Origin of the sequence: Ureaplasma ceti, assembly GCF_040369755.1 — a bacterium.
In the GTDB taxonomy this organism is placed as follows: domain Bacteria; phylum Bacillota_I; class Bacilli_A; order Mycoplasmatales; family Mycoplasmoidaceae; genus Ureaplasma; species Ureaplasma ceti.
Map to the genome: position 1 here is coordinate 150,333 of NZ_BAABQM010000002.1, position 21,476 is coordinate 171,808.

Sequence of the window (21,476 nt, forward strand, 5' to 3'; positions counted from 1 at the left end):
TTATCTTTTTCTAACAAAAAATGCTTTAATTTATGTGTTTATTTTTGGAGTTGCACCAAAATTTCAACTACGACGTTAAACATATGGCAGGGGTAATAGGAATCGAACCCATGTAGACAGTTTTGGAGACTGTCGTTTTACCACTAAACAATACCCCTAAGTATAAGAAAAAGACTCCCAAAATGGAAGCCTTAATTTTAAAATGGCAGGGGTGACAGGACTCGAACCCATAACAGGCGGTTTTGAAGACCGCAGTTCTACCATTGAACTACACCCCTAATAACGTTAATTATTATAAGAGATAGTAGTTAAAATTTCAATAGATTTTTCTTATTTATTTAAACAATTTTGAAATGCGTTAATTAAATCTTCTAAATTTTTGATTTTTAACAACACTTCGTCATCCAATCTGACATTTAATTTTTCTTCTACTTTAAAAATTAAATCCATCATAGCCAATGAATCTAAACCAATATCTTTTAATGTTGCTTGTCTATTGTTAGGATTAATTTTAATGTTGTTTTCTCTCGCCGTTGCAACAATTGCATCTAATACTTTTTGTTCCATTTTGTTTTACCTCTTATTTAGATTGCTTAACATTACTACAAATGTATCATAATATCACTTTACAAAGTCTAAATTAATTAAGTTTGTAAAGCTTTTACTTCAATTTAATTTTATTTTAAGCTGGTCATTATTAAAATTCAATTTGTAAAAAACGTGCAAATTTAGATGGCACTGGTGATCGTTAATTTCTAAAATTTTATTTAGTTGATTTTGCATGTATTTATATAAATTTTGACGAATTAATTCTTCATCAAAAAACAAAGAATTGTTTTGTACTCAATTAGTATAATTAGTAGTATTTTGCGTTAATTCGTATTTATCTAATTTATCAGCAATGTGTTTTAATTGTAAATCTTTAGTAGCAGTTACAACTTTAGGCTGTTCGGTTTTTTTCTTATGGGTTGTAGTGTAATAAAAGTAACTAGCTGTAGCTAAACCTCCGCCTAATCCTAAGGTGGCCAACAGACTAAAAATTAAAGTTTTATATTTCATTATGTCGCTAGGTGTCAATTTATATTTGTGTCAGATAATGTAGTCACAGTAATATTTAAATTTGGATTTTCGGCACTATAAAGATTTTGAGAAAAGTTAAAATCAAATTTATCAATATATCGTTGAGAACCTTTAACCATCGTTACATTAACTGTGCCATATGTTTTTTCTGGAAAGTAAATACCTTGCACTCCAGTACTATTTTGTAATAATTGATGGGTTCGAAAATCGTATACAGTGTGACAGTTTAAACTTAAATAATTATCTTGTTTTGATGTCGTTTTATCACTAGGTAGTAAATTTAGTGTAGTGGTGTACTTCTTTTCAAGAATGTAATACTCTACTATTAGTTGAATTTTATTAAAATAGTTTGCTAAATTTCCTTGGCCAATATTAGACTGATAAATATCGTTTATCGTTTCGTTTAAAGAATACGTTTGCTTAGTCACTCGATTAAAGTAATAATCTGGATAAGAAGTTAAATTAGACTTCTCTCAAGTAAAGTAATCATGTGGTAACCTTTGACCTAGAAACTCTTTATTTTGGTATTGTTTTGAAACATAAAAAGCCGTTAGTTTGTTAATTGGGAAGTAGTTACTAAAAAGTATCTGACTATTTAATTCAATTTTACTAAGGTCATTTAAGAAGCCATCAAAAGTGGTGTCTAATTTAGCAGCTGTAAAAACGTTTGCATCGATACTAAGAAAAGTTTTAAAATGTCATTCTTCTAAAAATAGTAAATTAGCATTTACTGGCGCGTTAGAAAAACTAATATTACAGTGGGCTTTAAAGTGATGTAGGCCTTCATTGGTTACGTTTTCTACTTCTTTTAAAGGAATATTAGAAATATTCCCAATACTAGAATCTACGTCTAAATTCAATAAATAAGGCGGAATATTAAAATCACCATTTAACCAAATATCATAGGTGATTTCCATTGAATTTTTATACGTATTAAATGTAATCTTAGGCGTGTAATTTTGCGCTAGTTGTACATAGATTTTATTGGTAATATAAGGCAAATCATTATCAGGATGAGAATAGTAGTTATTTGCAACGTTATCTTGGTCGTTATTAGCATATTTAGACATGACAAAACCTCCCGTTATTAAGTAACGAGAGGTTTATTTTGTTTTACTTATTTTAATTAGTATGCTCTAGCGAAAATTACTAATTGTTGAGTTGGTTTGCCTGACATGAAGCATTTACCTTCTTTAGCAGTTGTTGACACAATGCATCTAGGTGTTGCTCCTGTAAGTTCTTTCACTTTCTTTTCATCAGCGATTGAACCATCAAAGTACATACGTGCTCATTTTTTGTTTTCTACAACAGCTTTTAATTCTTCAATTGTGTTTACATCTTCGATTGAAGAGTCTAAGTGTTGTTTTGCTTTTGCAAAAATGTTTTGTTTGTAATCAGCAATTAAACCATCAATAGTTGCAGAAACGTTATCTAATGATACTTCTAATTTTTCGTTAGTGTCTCTTCTAACGATCATCATTTTGTTGTTAGCGATATCTTTTGGTCCAATAGCAATTGTTAAAGGAACACCTTCAACTTCAGATTGAGCCATCATGTAACCGAAACCTTTACCTGAATTATCAATTTCTACTCTGTAGTTGTTGTCTAATTCAGCTTTTAATTGGTTTGCAGTTTCTAATACAGCAGGATTTTTGTCTGCAAATAAAGGTAAAATTCTGATTTGAGTTGGAGCGATAGCTGGTGGTAAAACTAAACCTTTATCATCAGAGTGAACCATGATTAAAGCCCCAATAATTCTTGTTGATAAACCGTGTGATGTTGTGTATGGGATTTCTAATTTGTTGTCTTTTGATTGGTAAGTGATACCAAAAGCCTTAGCAAAGTTTTGTCCTAAAAGGTGACTTGTAGCAGATTGTAAAGCTTGACCATCTTGCATCATTGATTCAATTGTGTAAGTGTTGTCAGCCCCTGCAAATCTTTCACCAGGTGTTTTAACACCTTTAATAACAGGAATACATAATTCTTTTTCACAGAAGTCAGCGTATAAGTCTAAGTGTTGTCTTGTGAATTGGTCTGCTTCTTCTCTTGTTTCAAACACACAGTGTGTTTCGTGTCAGTGGAATTCTGAGTTTCTTAAGAATGGACGAGTAGTTTTTTCTGCTCTTAAAACACTTGTTCATTGGTTTAATTTCACTGGTAAATCTTTGTAACTGTTAACGATTGATTTGAAGTATTTACAGAATAAGATTTCACTAGTTGGACGAATTGCTAATGGTTCTTCTAATGTTTTGCTACCAATTTGGTTAATTGTGAATAATTCTGGTGCAAAACCTTCTACGTGGTCTTTTTCTTTTTGGAATTCACTAATTGGAATTAATAAAGGCATGTAAACGTTTTTCACGTTCATTTTTTTGAATTCTTTATCTAAGATGTTTTTAATGTTTTCTCATAATGCTCAACCGTTTGGTTGGAAAATCATAAAACCTTTAACATCAGAGTATTGAATTAATTTTGCTTGGTGCACGATTGAAGTATATCAATCAGCAAAGTTTTCTGATCTAGTTACAATTTTGTCTAGAACAATTTTGTTATTTTCGCTCATATTTTCTTTCCTTACTAAATTATTTGTCTATGTCTAATTTTAGCAATTGATTTAGTTCTACGGCATATTCCATTGGTAATTCTTTACTAAATTCATCTAGGAATCCGGTTACGATTAAACCTTCTGCTTTTTCTTTCGTCAATCCCTTAGACATTAGATAGAACAATTGTTCTTCTGAAATTTTACTAATTGTAGCTTCATGGGCTACAGAAGAAGAATTATTTTGTACTACTTCAGTCGGGAATGTGTCTGAAGTAGATTCTTTATTTAATAATAGTGTGTCGCATTCTACGAATGCTTGTGAATTTGTGGCTGTAGGACCAATTTTAACTAGTCCTCTATAAACGCTGTGACCGTCGTCTCATGAGATACCTTTAGACACGATTTTTGATTTGGTGTTTTTACCAATATGGATCATCTTTGCACCAGAGTCTTGGTGAACTCCAGCTTTAGCGACTGCAACTGAAATACATTCAGCAGCAGAATTATCACCCATTAAGATAGTGGCAGGATATTTCATGTTAATTTTTGAACCAATGTTACCATCAATTCAAGACATTTTTCCGCCCTCTTTACAAACCGCTCTTTTAGTTACTAAATTTAACACATTATCTGATCAGTTTTGAATTGTAGTGTATCTACATGAAGCGTTCTTTTCTACAAACACTTCTACAACTGCAGCGTGTAAATTATTTTCGTCATAAATCGGTGCAGTACAGCCTTCAATATAGTGGACTGAAGAACCTTCATCGACAATGATTAAAGTTCTTTCAAATTGACCTGCATTTTTAGAGTTAATTCTAAAGTATGACTGTAATGGTTTTTCAATATGTGTATTTTTAGGTACATAAATGAAAGTTCCACCAGATCAAACCGCAGTGTTTAATGCAGCATATTTGTTGTCAGTAGCAGGAACTAATTTTCCAAAGTATTTTTGGAAAATTTCTGGGTGTTCTCTTGCTGCGGTATTAGGGTCTGTGAAAATAACGTTTTTTTCTTCTAATTCTTTTAACAATGAATGGTAAACCATTTCAGAGTCGTATTGTGTCGCTACCCCGTTTAAATATTTTGCTTCACTTTCTTGAATTCCTAATTTTTTAAAAGTTTCCTTAATTTTACTTGGTACTTTTTCCCAGTTATTTTCCATCTTGTTAGATGGTCTAACGTAGTAAGTGTAATCTTGGAAATCAATGAAGTTTAAATCCGGTCCTCAAGTTGAGGGGTTCTTTTTATCTAAAAAGATGTTGTAAGCTTTGACTCTTGAGTTTAATAGTCATTCATCTTCTTGTTTAATTTTGGAAATGTTTCTAACGATTTCTTCGTTTAACCCTTTGTCAAACTTAATGACGTTAATGTCACCATCGTTAAAACCATAACCGTATTCTTCTTTACTTAGTTGCTTGTCCATTAGCTAGCACTTCTTGAATGCAAGTCTTAATTGCATTCACTCCAATCTGTGAACATTTAATTCTGTTTGACTGATTGTTAATGTTGTAGAAGGCGATTAATTCATCTAATAACTCTTCGTTGTAAGGTTGACCTAATGTCATACTTACATAGTTGTCAATAATTTCCATTGCTTGTGCAGGAGTTTTGCCTACTAATCAGTTGCACATAATATCTGTTGAAGCGGTTGAAACAGCACAACCTAAACCGCTAAAGTACACTTCAGTGATAACATCATTTTCAATATTAACGTATGCAGTAATGTCATCAATACAAGTTGATGATTTGTTTTGGTAATGGTGTAAACATGCGTGTTCTGAGTTTACATCAATTCTTTTTGATGGTGTATCGTAATGATCCATAATGATTGATCTTAATAACATTGGATCTTTAGAATAACTCATATAATTCGTCCCCTTTAGTAAAGTTATTTAAAACATCAAATAATTTATCGACATCTTCTTTAGTGTTGTAGATGTATAAAGAACATCTTACTAACGCTTTAGTGTCAATTAAGTTACAGTATAACTTGGCACAAGATAAACCACTTCTAACGATGATTTTTCTTCTACCTAAGTAACTTGCTAAATCTTGACAGAACACACCTTCGTAATTAAAGGCAATTGTCGGTGAATCGTTACCTTCGTTGTAAATAATGATGTTCTTAATTTGTGATAATTTTTCTCTAGCATATCTTGCTAGTTCCACTTCGTGTTCGTGGATTGCTTCGTAACCCAATTCTTGTAAGAATTCGATAGCTTTCTTTCAGCCTAAAATACCAGCAACGTTTTGTGTACCACCTTCGTATTTCATAACTCCTTCTAATAATTCATAAGACTGAGTTTCAATACTGAAGTTCATCCCGCCACCATATCTTAACGGTTTCACTTTGGGTTGTAAAGATTTTTTAATGTAAGCTGCTCCTACACCAGTTGGTCCAAACATTTTGTGTGCAGAACATGCCATAAAGTCAAAGCCTGACTTTTCAATGTTAATTTCTCTGTGTTGAATACTTTGTGTCGCATCAACTACCACCATAATTTCTGGATTGTATTCTTTAACGATTTTGGTAATAGCCGTTTCGTCTAATGAGTTACCAGTTAAGTTGTAACCAGAAGCAAAAGCTACCACTTTAGTTTTTGGTGTTAATACGTTTAGATAGTCTTCAGGTGTTACCATTCTAAATTTTTCACCAGCATATTTAATTTTTAAGTTTTTAATTTCTGCAATGTGCATTCACGGCAAAATGTTAGAAGCGTGTTCGCCATAAGTTAAGACGATTTCGTCACCTTCTTCTAATAAATCCATAATTCCATTAGCAATTAAATTTAAAGCTTCAGTTGCCCCAGAGTTAAACACAATTTCATCTGGTTGACAATGTACTAATTGAGCTAATGCGGCTCTTGTACTTTCCACCATATCATGGACTTGGTGTGTAATTTTTGAATCAGTATTATGTGGATTAGTTGATCAACTAGTGTAGTAATTTACAATTTCATCAATCATCATTTGTGGCTTTAAAGAAGTTGCACCACTATCCATGTATACGTATTCTGGATTGTTTTGGAATCAAGGAAAACGGTTTTTAATATTAAGCATTGTCCGCCTCCAATATTTCGTTAATTTGTTTTTTGTAAACAGCTTGTTCTTCTTCGGAAAGATCTACTAAAGCTTGGTTAATTAAACCACTCACAATCATCTTTTGAGCTTCCACTTCTGGAATACCTTTTGATTGTAAGTAGAATAGTTCTTCATTATTTAAAGCGCCAATATTTAAAGCGTGTTTAGCCATAATGTCTTCAGTATTAATTACTAAGACTGGTTCACCTAAAATTTTGGCTTTCTTAGACATAATCACTCCACAAATATCTTGGTCCACTCTATTGTTTTTTGTCATAGAGTCTACAGTAGAAGTGATTCTTACGTGCGTTTCTGATTTTTGCACACCCAAAACTACCACTTTAGCAAAGAATTTAGCTAAGTCTACGTTTGAGTATGAGTTAACATTAATTTCTACTTTGGCACTTTGGTTCGCTAAGACCAAAACATAAGTAGTTGCGGTTGCGTTAGTATCTAAACGAAAATTTAAATCTACGCTTGTATCTTCATTAGCGATTACTAAAAAATTTCTGCTGATATTGTCATTGGCAGCAACAGAGAATTTGTATTCTCTATCTTGCGTGATGTATAAAAAATCTTTATTTTCCACTGCAAGCGTACCCTGAAAGAGTGCCTTTTAAGAAGTCATCATCAGATTTATCTTTAGCAATGTCTCAACCCTTTTTCTTAGCGTATTCTAAGTAGCCGATTGAGTTAATTTCGTCAGCAAGTTCAGCCCCACCAACTTCTTTGATCGTACCGTTAATTAACACAATTACTTTGTCCGGCACTAATTCAGATAATAATTTATCGTTATGAGAGATATATAGAATTGCTTTACCGTTCTTTTTTTCTTCGATTAAAGCGTCAGCAATTACGTTCACAGCATCCACATCTAAACCAGAGTCAATTTCGTCAAGCAAAATAAAGTCAGGGTTCAATACTTGCATTTGCAAGATTTCGCTCTTCTTTCTTTCTCCACCAGAGAAGTTTTCATTAATTGAACGTTTTAATAATTCTTCGCTCATGTTCAATTTATTCATTCTCTTATTAAGTTCTTTATAAAGCTTTAGGACACTGACTTTTTCGTCATTCTTTTGAATTTCAGTTCTAATTAATTCCAGCATGTTCACACCGGGAATATCGATTGGGTATTGGTTAGATAAATAAACACCGTAGTTAGCGATTTTATCGGTTGTTCATTCATTAGTGTTGTGTTCATCAAAGTAGATATGACCACCAGTAATTTTAGTTGAATAGTGGTGCATAATTGTTTTTAATAAAGTTGATTTTCCGTGACCGTTTGGACCTAAGATTAAAACGGTTTCTCCTTTATTAATAGTTAAATTTAAATCGTGTAAAATAAGTCTATTTTCGATTTCAACGTTCAGTTGTTTAATTTCTAATTTTTTCAAAATTTGTCCTCTTTCGCCATGCGTTATTTATGAACAATTACATGTTATATATTGTAATTTAGTATAATATTAAATATTATAAATTCTAAATAATATACTATATATTAATATAGAAGACACTTAAAATTTCTTATTAAGAGTAAGGATGTAATAAATTGAAAAGTAAACACAAAAAAATCCTATGAACCACATTCGGTATTAGTGCCATCGCTGCCATCGCAATCGGTTTAGGGGCTGGATTATCACACAGAAATGCCCAAAATAACGCACAACAAACAAGCAATCCCACAATCCAAAGCAACGGACAATTCACTAACATGTATAGTGACAATTTGAGTCCAATGATTGCTTCTATTTTGACATCTAAAAGTGGAAGAGAATCTACGCTACAAACTGCTACTAACAATATCCTCTCTTCATGATTCAAAAATATTAACAACTCATCTTTACAAGCAGATTATGTCCAATGACACCAAGATGCACAAAAGAGTTACAACAACCAATACAAAGAATATAAAGATAAAAAAGGTTCTAACTGACAAGAATTATTCCAACGTGAAGTTCTAGATCCAGTTGGTGGAACAGAACAAGCTTATATTCAAAACCAAATTGACCAAAATTTAAAGTCAACTTTTATCTCTGCTGTTTTTAACAAAAACTATGAAGGTATTCAAACTACCACTGATGGTAAAACAACGGTTTTACCGATTTCACAAGGTTCTTCAAAAATTGTTAATGAAGCGAAAAACATTAACGGATTACATGGAGCTGGAACAGACAACGCTTTTACATTTAGTGCTGAAACTGTCCCTGCTAACTCAGTCCAATCCGTAGACTATGGTTATGCTGATTTTACAAACTTCTTAATGAACCAATGAGTAAAGCAAACTTTACCATTGCCAGTTATCATGTCATTATGAAAAAATGGCGACAAACCACAAGACTCTGGTCTATTCAACCAAGCCTTCTTTAAATCAGCTGTTGGTACTAGTGGTTCTTACAAGTTCCAATACTTCACTCCATCATCAGCTGATGCTCAAGTTTTAACAACTACTGATAAATTCAAACAATTAATCCAAGGTATTAACGAAGGTCAATACGTTAATGCTACAACCGGAGCTATTACTTTACCAAACAACGATACTGAAGATAGTTCAACAATTATGACTATTCAAGCATCTAGTTTATTTAACGGTACCATTGCTACTCCATTTAGTGCTGCTGCTTTATACAAATTCAACAACACTGTCTTTGGTACAGTAGATGCTAATATGCCAACTGCAAGTTCAATCGATACTTCATCAATTATGAAAAACTTCTTGGTGTACAGCAAAAATGGTGAAGCTCCTAGTTCAGATAAAGCAAATTCAAGTCCAGCAACAGCTCATGCAACTTCAGCCGTCGCTTTAAGAAATAACTTTGCTGCTCAACCAAATGCACAAAAAGGTGTTTTCTATTTCCCTTACCAAACAACATTCGTTAACCAAGAACAAGGTTCACAAACACAATCAGTCTTTACTGGCATTTATAAAGATGCTGTCGGAATTAAAGACACAGTTAACATTACTGGCGCTGTAACAAAACAAGATAGTTCTGATCCAACTAAATCAACTTCGGCTAATTTAAATGACTTCATCTTAACTAGAGACCAATTTGGTGTTCACTTAATCAGCATTGATAGATTGTCACAAATTCAAGCTGCTGTAGCCAAAATTTCTGGCACAACTCCAGCTGATGAATATAAAAAATTCGAAGCTGCATGTACTGAAATTAGAAACACATTCATGTGAAGAGCTGCAACCGATATTGCTAACGGAACAAATAACTACAAGTTACAAGATTCATTAAAAGAATTCTTAACTAATAACTTCAACGAGTTAATTATTAAATACGCCCAAAAAGCTTTAAACTCTCAAGACGCTTACAACTTATTTGGTGCTAACGTAATGTCTGGTAACAAACCATCAAGCTCTGAATCTACTAACAAATTAGGTACATTTGGAACAGATTTAAAAGAATACCAAAACATTTTAAATTCAATCCAAGCAAGTACTGATTTAGGTAAATTGATGTTATCTTCAATCTACTTAGATGATTCTGAAAAAGCTTTAACATTTGTAAACAATGTAAGACAACAGCTATACGCAAACCAATCTTCATATTCAAGTCCAAACCCTTCAGATTGAAAGGATTATGGTTTAGCTGGTGTACTTCCATATACAAGAAACTCTAAAACTGGTAACTTCGATTCATTAACAGCTTTAGTTAACGCTTTTGTTGGCAACTTTACACCAAAAGCTGCTAGTAAAGCTCCGGTCGCTGCTAGAAACGCAAGCAACGCTAATCCAAACCAATTAACTGCTGGCAACGATAAAGAATTAGTTCAAGCTCCAAAGACCACTGAAGATTTAGTCACTAACGCAAAAGTAAACTTTGAAAATGATGTAGTTAACTACATCAATAACAACACTTTCACACAAATTACTACAACTTCAAACGGTAACTTTACTTTAGTAGGTTCACCAACTTACTTAATCACAAATAACGTTTATGTAAACAATGCTATCCAAGCTAATAATGGTGCCAACCAATTAGCTCCAATTGTTCAAAACTTATACATGCAACGTTACTTGATTGCTCAAAATAAAATTGGTACTAACCAAACAGTGATTCAAGGTTCAAGCAAAGGTAGCGAAAGTAATTTAATTAGCTTAGCAGCTGCAGATACTAGTGCAACTTCAAGTTCATCAACAAGTTCAAGTCAATCAAGTGCTGCTAAAGGCTACTTCTATGACTTCAGTACTAACAGTATTTGACAAAGTGCTAACGCTTCAAGTGAAGTTAATACAGCAGGTTCAAACGCATGAATCAGAAGCAAAATGCAAGAAGCTATTGATTCAAACTACATGATTAATAACTTCACAAGTTTAACTAATTTATACGACCAAGGTGACTGAACAAGCTTAGAAAGTACAAAAGGTTCAGCCGATGCAAACGGTATCTGAAAAATTGCAAGACAAGTGTGATTGAAATCATGACAATCTTCGCAATACATGTACAAGAACAGTAACGGTACCACTTTCTATGCTTATGAAAACCCAACAGCTGCAAGTAATTACCAAAAATTCTTAATCACCGTTGAATACTTGTTAGATTACAACGCAAGCACTAACACATTCTCATTCAAGAATTTAATTAATTACTTAAACAAAGTTACAGCTAATAACAACAGAGCAATGGTTGCTTGAATGAATATGTCATCTACTAAAGGCGACCCATCATTCGGTTTATTAAGCACTTATAAATCAGCTGAAAACACAACTAGCGTACAAAAACAAGTCCAAACTGACGCTACTTTCAAATCATTACCAATTTACTTATCAAAAGTGTCTCCATACTCTTGATATAGTGCACCAAACTACTTCACATCAAATGCAGCTACTTCAAGCAATCAAGGTAACATTGCTGCACAATACAAAAAAGATGTAAGTTATACAACTGACAGCAACTACTGATATTCAGCACCAATGACTGCATCTGAAAAAGATACTACTAACACTGGCTTTGTTGGTTTCCAAGCAAATAACGGTAGCGAATTTGGTTTAAATAACTTAATTACTAATAGTGCTTTTGATAACAGTACTTACGCTACTCCTTCATTTGTTTCAGACAAACAAACAGGTGCAGAAAACTACAACTACTTAGGTACGCTTTACCAATATGGTTCAAGAGCCGACTTAATTAAAGCAGTAGAAAACATTTCCACTCCAAACGGTTTAATGAACCTTTATGATTCTGTTTTAAGAAACTCTGATTTACCTGTTTCTCAAACAAGTAAAGAAAAAATGGAAAGCTTAAACAACGCTATTTACAAAACATCATCAGATAAAGTAGCCGCTTTAAGCAAAGAAATCGTTTCAATTATTCAAGATACTAAACAAGTACCAGATTCAGCTTTCAGTAAGATGAACGGTATGCCTTTATGAAACAACAATAACGGTACAACTTCAACTAAGTTTGCCGCTTCTTCAAGTAAAGATAGTGCCATGGTTTACGAATACGTTGTTACTTTATTCAACAGCAACGATGTTAAAGCTTTAATGACTAATGGTAAACTAAACACTACATCAACAGGTTTCTTAGGACTAAACCCACAAACATTCTTCAACGCAATTGCTTTATTAGCAACAAGCAACTACCAATTACAAAACGATGCAATGAATAACATGGTTAACGTTATTGGTAAGATGAAAGTCTATGATCAAAGATTAGCCAACTCATTAAACTCTAGTTGAATTGCTAACTACGAAGAATGACAAAAATTAAAAAATAACTAATATTATCAATCTCTATCCCTAAAGGGTTAGAGATTTTTTCTTGTTAACGTGTGATTTTTTGACAGTTTTATTTGTGTGTTACACACAAAAATACAACTACTTTTAAAAAACCTAAATATTTTGTACAAAAAATAATAAAGGGGCTTATTTGTTCTCATATAATGGAATTGTTGTTGTGTAAAGAATATGACGAGATTCTTTGCAGAACACGATTAAAAAGGGCTTATTTTCTGCAAAAAATAAGTATAGGTATATTGATCTATGTTAAAAAAACGTAATAAAAAAATTTTATGGTCTCTTATTGGGGCTGGAGCCGTTGCTTTAACTGTAGTTCCGCTATCTGTCGGTTTAGCTTCTTGTTCTTCATCAGGACAAACAGCAACTACAACTGAAGCACAAAAAGACGTATCTAAATTCTTGACAACTCAAGCATTTAACGGCTTCTTAAATAATAACCATGGTAGATTTGCTGGTAACTTCAGCAACTTTACTAATGTAAAATCAGATAATACAGGTTTAGAAGGTATTACTGGTGCTTTTACAAACAAAGACTTAGAAAAGCATTTAGCGCACCCTCTAACTGAAACAATCGATCCAAATAAAGATAACTATGGTTCTTACCATGCTTACTTATATTTAAAAAATGAAATTAAACAAATGGGTTACCAAGACAATAACCCTGAAGGTTTAGTCAAATACCCAGCACAAGGAACTGTTACTGAAGTAGCGGGCCAAAACGGTAAAATGACTAAAACTTATACAGCTGCTCAAGGTACACTAGAAAATAAAGAACATGGTGTAACAATGAGAGCTGAAGATTCAAAAGACTTAAAACCAATGCTAAAAAAAGATGGTTTTATTACTCAAGGTTTCTTATGAAACGGTTCTGATAACGCCAATGGTATTGCTGGCACAACTTACAACAACGTTGGTAACAACTTAGTTGTAACAATTAACCCAACTATGGCAAAAGCAGACAACGCAACAATTAAAGATGTCTTTATTATTTCTCACTATGACTCAACCGCATACGCTGAAAGTAAAGATGGCACAAGACACTATGGTGACATTATTAAAGGCCACCAAAGTTGAGGTGCAACTGATAACGGTACTGGGGTTTCAGTTAACTTAGCATTATTAAAATACTACTCACAACCAGAAAACCGTAACAGTTTAGGTGTAAGATTACACATTATGTTCTCTGACGCGGAAGAAGAAGGAGTAATGGGAACTTATGCTTTCGTTACTTCATTTGTTAAATCAAACAAGACTACAGAAGGCGTTGAACAAAACGAATTACTAAAGAATACTTTATCTGTCATTAACATGGATACAGTAGCTGGTGGTGACCACACATACATTCACGCTCGTGGTGGTACTGCTCACAAAAAAATGACTTTAGTAAGAGACCAAATTGAAGCTGTCTCTCAAAGAAGAGCTAAAGAATTAAACGACCCTACTCAAGCATTAGAAATCCACCCTGCTTTAAGTAGAGCCGAATCTCAAGATGATTCATTCTTAGAAGCTGGAGAAACTGGTGACTGATCAGACCATGAACCATTCTACGAACAAGGTGTAGCAACAGCTTACTTTGAATCAACTAACTTCGATATTTGAAGTAAAAACCACATGTACGATGGTTACTCACAAGTAAAAAACCCAGCGGCATGAATCTTAAAAAACGGTGAACACGTTGATTTAAAACAAACAAAAATTAACGGTGGTGTTCTTTCAAAATACGACTGACCAGCAGGTCATGACAAAAAATCTGACTGATTATTAACTGGAGACATTTGACACAGCGACTTAGACACTCCAGAATTTATGATCAAAACTTTTGGAAACAGAATCTTCTTACAAATGGATACTGTCTTCCACTCTTTAGAAGCATACTTAAGAACAATTTACGATTTTAATCCAGACAACCAAACATTCACATACATGAACCAATAATTGTACTCCTCATCATATTCACGCATCTCTCCTCAAACAATTATCAAGTTCATAAAAAAAGTAGCATCCCTCAATGCTACTTTTTTTCTTTACCAACTAAATTTTGTAAGGGTACATACCTTCAATATAAGTGTGTTCTACAACATTTTGACCAGTTAATAACACTCTAAATAACTTATCTGGTGTAAATGGATTAGAAATTGTAATGGCTTCACTTGTGGTGAAGGCCATCATAGTATAGAAGTGATCAGAGTTAGGTGGCATACTACCTAAAAATTGACTGTATTCTGCTCACTTGTTTGGATTTTGAATCTCTGCACCAATTAAACTGTTGACCCCTTGGTTTAAAACGGTTTTTAGTTCTAAACTAGCATTTTCTTTTAACCCATGAGGAAAATCAGTGACTGGAATATTTGCCACACTTCAATGAACAAACGGTTTAGCACCAGCAGAAATTGCGTCATAGTCAATAAAAATTAAATGAACAAAATGACTATTAACGTTTTCTACTTCTCAATCTAATTGAAAACTAGTTTGAGGTAAGCCATTCACTAAATACGCTTCACTTGCAAATTTGCCAAAGTTTAAATCAATTAATTGATTTTGAAAACTAGGACTAGATAATTTCATTATTTACCTGCTTTTAAAATATTGTACGCTAAGTCTTGGTTAATAACTTCGTCATCTAACTTCACATTTTTAAAGTTTAAACCAATTCCTACTTGGTATTTAGGGATGACATGAAGGTGGAAGTGGTTTACTACTTGACCAGCAATTTCTCCTTCATTTGATAAGTAATTTACACCTTGAGCTTTCAATTCTGAAGTTTTCATTTTTTGAGCAACTTCAGCCGCTAATGAACTCACTGCTTGCAATGAGTTTGCGTCAGCGCTTGAGAAGTTATCAAAGTGTGCTTTAGGGATAACTAATGTGTGACCTAAAGTGTTTGGATTGATGTCTAAAAAGGCAATCGCTCCTTCATTTTCACCAACAACTTTCGCAGGAATTTCGCCCGCTACAATTTTACAAAAAATACAATTTTCCATATTAACTCCTTGATAAAGTTAATTATATTAGTTTATGAATAATTAGTAAACAAACTACGAAAAAAACTAGGTCTCACTCTATGAGAACCTAGTTTATTTATTTTAAAAAGCTAATGTACGAGTCGTTTGTTGTTCTTTAAAACTAGACTGAATCTTTTCAATAATTTGTGCAGTTTTATTTCTGTCAGCAAACACCATTTGTAAACGAGAGATTTTGCCCATGCTAGCTAAGAGCATATCACCCTTACCACAAAGGTAGTAAGCTGTTACTTTATCTAACACTAATTGAGACTCTTCAATTGATTCCAATTTCATTGCGATGATGTTATTCATCTTCTTGTTAAATTGAACCACTTCTTCAGTCACATTCGCACTAGTCATAATAACAATGAAACCACATTTAGCAGCGTTATCTAAGATACGGTTTAAATCAGTTACAGCGTCTGGATATTGGTTTAATAATGAACTTACTTCATTAATTACCACAAAGACGTTGGGCATCATTTCTGTATCCGTTACTTTTAAATTGTATTCGTAGATATTGTCTACACCCATTTCTTGGAACTTCGACAATCTTTCGTCGATTTCACTAGTGGCTACAATCGTTAATACATCTTCAGCCGAATCTTCGTCAGTAGCTGCTTCCATAATTAAGTGTGGTAAATTGTATAAAGATTTTAATGATTTACCAGTAGTGTCAATTAAATAACCTTGTAATTCGGTTGGGCTGTTTAAGAAACACATTGAAGTGATCATTGATGAAATTAACATCATCCGTCCAGAACCAATGCCACCGTAAACAATGGTATTAGGTTCATATAACGCATTGATTCAGAAATCACTTCTATCGACTTCTTTACCAATAGCCATAGAAATCGGATGTTCTTGACCAATTGACATAATTAATTCTTCTAAACTTAATTTTGAACCATCAGCTAATTTTAGAATGAAAGTACCAATATTACTTTCACCGTTTCAACGAATTTCAAATCTATCTTTAAATTCTTCATCGTTGTTTAAGTGTGTGAAGATTTCGTTTTGTGTTTCTTCTAGTAAGATTTTTGTAAAGATGACTCTTAATTCTGCTGTTTGGAATAAAATCCGTTTTTTAATAACGCCGTCTTCTTTAACGTTTAGTTCTTGTAAGACTGCTTTTACTTTTTTCTCAAAACGGGTTAGTTCTTGACAGTGACCATCATATGGATCGTAGTCAGATATAATGTCGTCACCTAGAACAGGATAATCAAATTTAGGTAATTCTTTTAACTTTTGTTGATACTGGTTGATTAAAGCATACTTCGGATTATGGAAGTATTCAGCCTGTCTCATTTCTAAGAGTTCATGTTCTTTTAGTGGGACATTATCAACAATATTATCTAAATAGTTAGCATTATGTTCTAAATTAGATGTCACTGATCAATCATTGTTTGAACTATCAACTTCTAATAATTCATCATTATCGTTGTCGATTGCTTCAGGACTGATGTCTTGCAGGTTCTTCTCAGTTGTCAATTCGTTAAACTTCTTGTGAATTGAACTTGAGAATTTCATTTCACTAATATCGTATTTTTGAATTTCTTCAGATTCTTGTTTTTCTGTATAACCACCAAGAATTTGAATAATTTTCTTTCTTAATGGAGTCATTACTTTATTTTTACGTTTTTGTGCAAAAACTAAATAAGTAATTACACTAGCAATAATACCTAAACCAAGCAACACTAAAATTGCTGATGAAGTATAGATAAATGAAGATACACAGAAAATCCCGAATAAGCCACCATATTCAAAGTGACTTGGTGAAATTTCGTATGCATAAGTGATGTTCACTGTTTTGTTATCAATTAATACTTGTTGTCCATAATGAACCAAATCATGGTCTCATAAGTTTAAGTATCAAGAAGTGATATAAGCCCGATTTTGTAGAGTTCAACTTAACTTATCATCATTTAAGATATAGAACTTTTCGTATGCATCTAACTTATTTAGACCCATAACATAATTACCTACACCAGACATAATAATGCTTAGAGATAATGTAATGGCTAAATAAATCAGTCACTTCCGTTTACTAAAGACTTTTCTATAGTATTTAGGGAATCATAATAAGAATAAAGCAATTAGTAAAATTGCATAAACAAAATATCTTGCTCATCCGAATAAGAACCCAAAGATTGTCGAGTCAATGAAAGAGCCTAAGTAAGGTACTCTAATGATTGATAACAGCAGCAACGTGATCGCTAGACCTTGCAGAATACCCAATGAAACATCTTTAAATAATTTCTTATTAAATTTAGGTTTAAACGCTTTTTGTTTCGTTTCTAAATTAAAGTCATCATCAAATTCATCTGCAGTTGGTGTTTCCACTTCTGTTTCAGGTTTAACAGTGTCTTGTTCTAATGAAGTTTTTGGTTCTTCATCTTGTACAGCTGGCAGCTCAAGTTCTTCTTGAGGTACATCAGTTTGTTTTGGTTTTTTAAACCATGAGCCAAACTTCTTTTTAGATTTTTCTTTTTTTGGTGAATCATTTTCTAAAAAATCATCAAAATCAAAATCCACGTTAGTTGGCACGGTAGTTGAATCGAAAACGTTTCCGTTCAACTGTTTACTTCTTTCTAATTGATTAGTATCAACAGAATCAGTTTCGTAAAGATCTCTATTATCAGGGGTCATGATTTTTACTCACTATTCTGTTACTTCAATAATTGAAGGTAACACTAACGGACGTTTATTAAATTTCTTTTCAAATAATTTTGTAAAGCTCTTCTTTAATAAAAGTTTAGTTTCTTTTGTGTCAATTTTCTTCTTATTATTGTCGTACACAATGTAGTTCACTAAATTTTCTTTGAAAGTATCTACGATTTCTTGGAAATCTTCTTGTGTTCTTTCGTCTTTAGTAACTACACCGAAATCTTTAATAGACATTGTTTTTACAAATTTTTGTTTATTCTTATCTAAAACAAAAGTTAACAAGATAATACCAGAATCACCCATTTGTTCTCTTTCGTGTAAGATTGAAGAACCAACATCCATTACACCAGCACTACCAATGTATTTTTCAGATAATTTAATGTTAATTTTTTTGTTAATTAATTGACCATTAACGAATTGAACACCTTCACCATTATCTAAGTAAATAACTTGTTCTTTTTTAATTCATGTTTCAGTCATTAATTGTTCGTATTTAACAACTGATTTATATAAACCTTCAATCGGTAAGATATATTTCGGTTGTAATAAACCTACTAAACTCTTGTGGTCTTCGTTAGAAGCTGACATCGGTAAAATAGTTCTTGGCAAAATAAATGAATCAATATCTAATCTACTTAATGAGTCCATTAATCTAGCACCATGACCTTCGTAACCAGGTACTAATTGTGTTCCTAAAACAAATGTATCTGTTTGTTTTAGTTGCAACATATTAACTTCACCTTCTACGATTGAAGCTAATTTTTTAAATAAGTTATCTTGTGTGCTTACGCATACTACAATAGCGTTTTCTGAATTGTTAATTTCAGAAATTGGTAAGCAGTTTAAACCTTTAGTGTTAATCAACTTATTTTTAACAATACCACTAAAAGCATTCATGAAAGTGTTACCGTAAATGCTGAATGGACGTCCTAATTGTTTAGCAATTTGCGCTAAGTTTAAGATTGTGTAAGCATCTCTATCGTTAACAGCTACGATAACTCTACCTTTAGCACTTTTAACTACAGATTCATAAAAGTTTACGTTTTTATGATTAGGCGCTGTGTAGCCTTTTCAGTTACCTACATTCCCTAATGAAGGAAGTAGTAATAGCGTATTTTTTTGTGTAATTGTGCTTAAATGAGGAGTTTGTGAGTAAAAGGCTTTAGTCTTATCGTGGTTGATCATAAATTCATCTGTAAACACGATAGAACCGTCTTCCGTTTTAATTACTCATCCTAATGAATCGGTAATTGAATTCGTTACTTTAAATGGTGTTACAACACTTTTGCCAATTTTGATATCTTTCATCGCTTCTACGACTTTAAATTTAGGGTTTGGTAATTTTAAACCTTTTAATTTCTTTTCGTAGTAAGTTTCAATAATAATTTTGGCAATTGCGTTACAGTATACTGGAGTATTAGGATTGATTTGCTTTAGTAAGTATGGTAATCCAGCATAGTCATTAAAGAACGGTGAACCAATAAAAATCCCTCTAATTTTTGATGAGATTTTTGATAAATATGCGAAGTCAGGTGTAATCATCGATACACCTAACTGACCATTAATGGGAACTTTAACGCCGCAGTCAAAAATATATACATCTTCATCCACTTGAACGATGTAACAATTTTTTCCGCGTTCGTCTTGCCCACCTAATGGTAAAACTTGAATTTTAGCCATTATATTCCTTTCAATGGGTTATTTCTATAAAATGTTAAGTTAAAGAAAATCTTCTCGTAATTAAAAGATTAATATTTTAATTATATTAGAAATATCACTAATAAATTTAGGAAATTAACTATAATAATACGATTTTGAAAAAATAAATTTTTTTGTAGACAAAATCGCAAAAAAACTTTTATTTTCTTGTGTTTTACCCCTATAATTTACACCGTATATATTTCAATTTTTTAATAAATGGTGAACGACAATTACAAATCATAACATTAGTTCAGAAACTAATTTATCTAACCTGAATGATAAATTGGCGTGAAATAATGCTAAAGACAACCATGAAGTAAAAAATCACTGTGAAAAAAATAAAAACAATAATTTCGATAAAAGTATTTGAAAAAAATTAAATCACAGATTCCAACACTTGCCAGTTGCTTTAACTGGTTTAGCGTTAGGTTTATGTGGTATTGCATCTGCATTAGATACAATTTTCAAAAAGTTTTATCATCCGAACTGTTGATGAATCTCTATCGGATTTATCGCCGTCGCTTCGTTCTTATTACTTTTAGCGACTATTAGAAACTTTAGTCACAAAAAAGTAGTACTCTTTGAAGCGAAAGAACCATTATTATCTTCATTCTTACCAACATACGCAATGACTTTAATGTGTATTGCCGGATTTATCGCTGGTTGAGAAAAAGGTAATTACTTTGGTAAGGTTCCACCTTGCCAAGTTATTGGGGCAATTTTAATGTGCCTTTCAGTAGTTATTCAAATCGTATGTATCGTTGCGTTTGTAAAAAACGTTTTACTAAAACACAACTGAGATAAAGACAGCATGTACGGTTCATGATTAGTTCCTACTGTAGGTCCAGCTACTGCTGCAACTTTTACTGGACGTTTCAACGAAAACATTTTACCGGTTTGATTCTTCCAAATTATTTGATTCTTTGCTTTTGCTAACTACGTTGTTTTATTCGTAGTAGTAACTTACTCATTATTGTTTAAGAAAAAAGCTGATATTCATAAATTCCCAAGTATCGCAGTTTACTTTGCTCCTGCTAACTTAGTGTTAGCTGGGTTCTTACAAACATTTGCTATTCCATCTGTGGAACCATACTACATCCACACACCTGAAGTACAAGCGTTTATCGGCCACAACTGAGATTTCATTAACATCGCAATCATTTTCATGGCTTGCATGGCATTTACTTACAATATCTTGTTGTGATTCTTTATCGTTAAAATCTTCAATAGCACAAAATTTGCGTACATCTTCGCTTCTGTAACATTCCCATTAGCAATCGGTGCTTCAGCAATGCTTTACATTTATGGATATCTAGGATTATACATGCATGTGACTCATGACCACAGTCATATCATCACAATGCTTGAACAATTCTTTAGATATATTGGTTATATTTTCACAGTTGTTGCTACATGCATTATCCTTTATGTTGCAACAAGATTTATTATTAACATCATGAAGTCTTTAGTAACAAACATGAATGACGACAAACACCACTGTGTTTATACAGCGGCGCAAACTGCAGAATCTAACACTGCATGTCCTTCAAAAGTAGTTTCTGAAGAACAAAAATAATATAAATATTTCACAAATTACAGAATAAGTAAGGCTGAGCCTTACTTATTTTTTTATATTTAAGTTCTTGTT

The 21,476-nt window shown here is 32.6% G+C and carries 16 protein-coding genes and 2 tRNA genes; 3 read left to right on the forward strand and 15 right to left on the reverse strand.

Translation table 4 applies throughout. The features are described from left to right. Positions 1–84 precede the first annotated feature (84 nt). From ABWU82_RS01995 to sufC, 11 genes are all read right to left on the reverse strand, one after another. A tRNA-Trp gene (locus tag ABWU82_RS01995) sits at positions 85–158 on the reverse strand. 45 nt (positions 159–203) lie between these two features. After that, positions 204–278 (reverse strand) — tRNA-Trp (locus tag ABWU82_RS02000). Between the two features lie 52 nt (positions 279–330). After that, positions 331–567, reverse strand: coding sequence for an acyl carrier protein (locus ABWU82_RS02005; RefSeq protein ID WP_353289833.1), 237 nt, complete (start codon positions 565–567; stop codon positions 331–333). A gap of 6 nt (positions 568–573) precedes the next feature. Continuing rightward, a complete protein-coding gene (locus ABWU82_RS02010; protein WP_353289834.1) occupies positions 574–1,059 on the reverse strand; it encodes a hypothetical protein in 486 nt (161 codons plus the stop codon). Beyond that, positions 1,059–2,150, reverse strand: coding sequence for a hypothetical protein (locus ABWU82_RS02015; RefSeq protein ID WP_353289835.1), 1,092 nt, complete (start codon positions 2,148–2,150; stop codon positions 1,059–1,061). Before ABWU82_RS02015 ends, ABWU82_RS02010 begins: the two co-directional genes overlap by 1 nt. A gap of 56 nt (positions 2,151–2,206) precedes the next feature. Next, positions 2,207–3,643 (reverse strand): proline--tRNA ligase, encoded by a 1,437-nt coding sequence (gene proS, locus ABWU82_RS02020; protein WP_353289836.1) that lies wholly within the window; start codon positions 3,641–3,643, stop codon positions 2,207–2,209. 19 nt (positions 3,644–3,662) lie between these two features. Next, entirely contained in the window at positions 3,663–5,051 is a 1,389-nt protein-coding gene (gene sufB / locus ABWU82_RS02025; RefSeq protein WP_353289837.1) for a Fe-S cluster assembly protein SufB, read from the reverse strand. Next, complete coding sequence (gene sufU, locus ABWU82_RS02030) at positions 5,032–5,493, reverse strand: Fe-S cluster assembly sulfur transfer protein SufU (protein ID WP_353289838.1); 462 nt, start codon at positions 5,491–5,493, stop codon at positions 5,032–5,034. Before sufU ends, sufB begins: the two co-directional genes overlap by 20 nt. Beyond that, the gene (locus ABWU82_RS02035; protein WP_353289839.1) at positions 5,480–6,688 is read right to left on the reverse strand and encodes an aminotransferase class V-fold PLP-dependent enzyme; all 1,209 of its coding nucleotides are present in this window, start codon (positions 6,686–6,688) and stop codon (positions 5,480–5,482) included. The genes sufU and ABWU82_RS02035 overlap by 14 nt, the downstream gene beginning before the upstream one ends. Then, complete coding sequence (locus ABWU82_RS02040; protein WP_353289840.1) at positions 6,681–7,298, reverse strand: SufD family Fe-S cluster assembly protein; 618 nt, start codon at positions 7,296–7,298, stop codon at positions 6,681–6,683. The genes ABWU82_RS02035 and ABWU82_RS02040 overlap by 8 nt, the downstream gene beginning before the upstream one ends. Continuing rightward, on the reverse strand, positions 7,288–8,103 hold the full coding sequence (sufC, locus tag ABWU82_RS02045; protein WP_353289841.1) for a Fe-S cluster assembly ATPase SufC: 816 nt from the start codon (positions 8,101–8,103) through the stop codon (positions 7,288–7,290). The genes ABWU82_RS02040 and sufC overlap by 11 nt, the downstream gene beginning before the upstream one ends. Positions 8,104–8,258: 155 nt before the next feature. On the opposite strand from sufC, the gene ABWU82_RS02050 reads away from it, so the two are divergent. Together ABWU82_RS02050 and ABWU82_RS02055 are read left to right on the forward strand one after the other, a co-directional pair. Next, a complete protein-coding gene (locus ABWU82_RS02050) occupies positions 8,259–12,440 on the forward strand; it encodes a DUF3713 domain-containing protein (RefSeq protein WP_353289842.1) in 4,182 nt (1,393 codons plus the stop codon). A 261-nt stretch (positions 12,441–12,701) separates the two neighbouring features. Further along, positions 12,702–14,393: a M28 family peptidase gene (locus ABWU82_RS02055; RefSeq protein WP_353289843.1), complete on the forward strand. Its 1,692-nt coding sequence runs from the start codon at positions 12,702–12,704 to the stop codon at positions 14,391–14,393. 96 nt (positions 14,394–14,489) lie between these two features. On the opposite strand, the gene ABWU82_RS02060 is transcribed toward ABWU82_RS02055, so the two are convergent. The 4 genes from ABWU82_RS02060 to ABWU82_RS02075 form a co-directional block, all read right to left on the reverse strand. After that, positions 14,490–15,023: a YbhB/YbcL family Raf kinase inhibitor-like protein gene (locus tag ABWU82_RS02060; protein ID WP_353289844.1), complete on the reverse strand. Its 534-nt coding sequence runs from the start codon at positions 15,021–15,023 to the stop codon at positions 14,490–14,492. Further along, the gene (locus ABWU82_RS02065; RefSeq protein ID WP_353289845.1) at positions 15,023–15,439 is read right to left on the reverse strand and encodes an HIT family protein; all 417 of its coding nucleotides are present in this window, start codon (positions 15,437–15,439) and stop codon (positions 15,023–15,025) included. The genes ABWU82_RS02060 and ABWU82_RS02065 overlap by 1 nt, the downstream gene beginning before the upstream one ends. 102 nt (positions 15,440–15,541) lie before the next feature. Continuing rightward, positions 15,542–18,109, reverse strand: a complete 2,568-nt coding sequence (locus ABWU82_RS02070) for an FtsK/SpoIIIE domain-containing protein (protein WP_353289846.1) — start codon at positions 18,107–18,109, stop codon at positions 15,542–15,544. A gap of 12 nt (positions 18,110–18,121) precedes the next feature. Continuing rightward, positions 18,122–19,807, reverse strand: a complete 1,686-nt coding sequence (locus tag ABWU82_RS02075; RefSeq protein WP_353289847.1) for a ribonuclease J — start codon at positions 19,805–19,807, stop codon at positions 18,122–18,124. A 304-nt stretch (positions 19,808–20,111) separates the two neighbouring features. On the opposite strand from ABWU82_RS02075, the gene ABWU82_RS02080 reads away from it, so the two are divergent. After that, complete coding sequence (locus ABWU82_RS02080) at positions 20,112–21,404, forward strand: SLAC1 family transporter (RefSeq protein WP_353289848.1); 1,293 nt, start codon at positions 20,112–20,114, stop codon at positions 21,402–21,404. Positions 21,405–21,476: the final 72 nt, after the last annotated feature.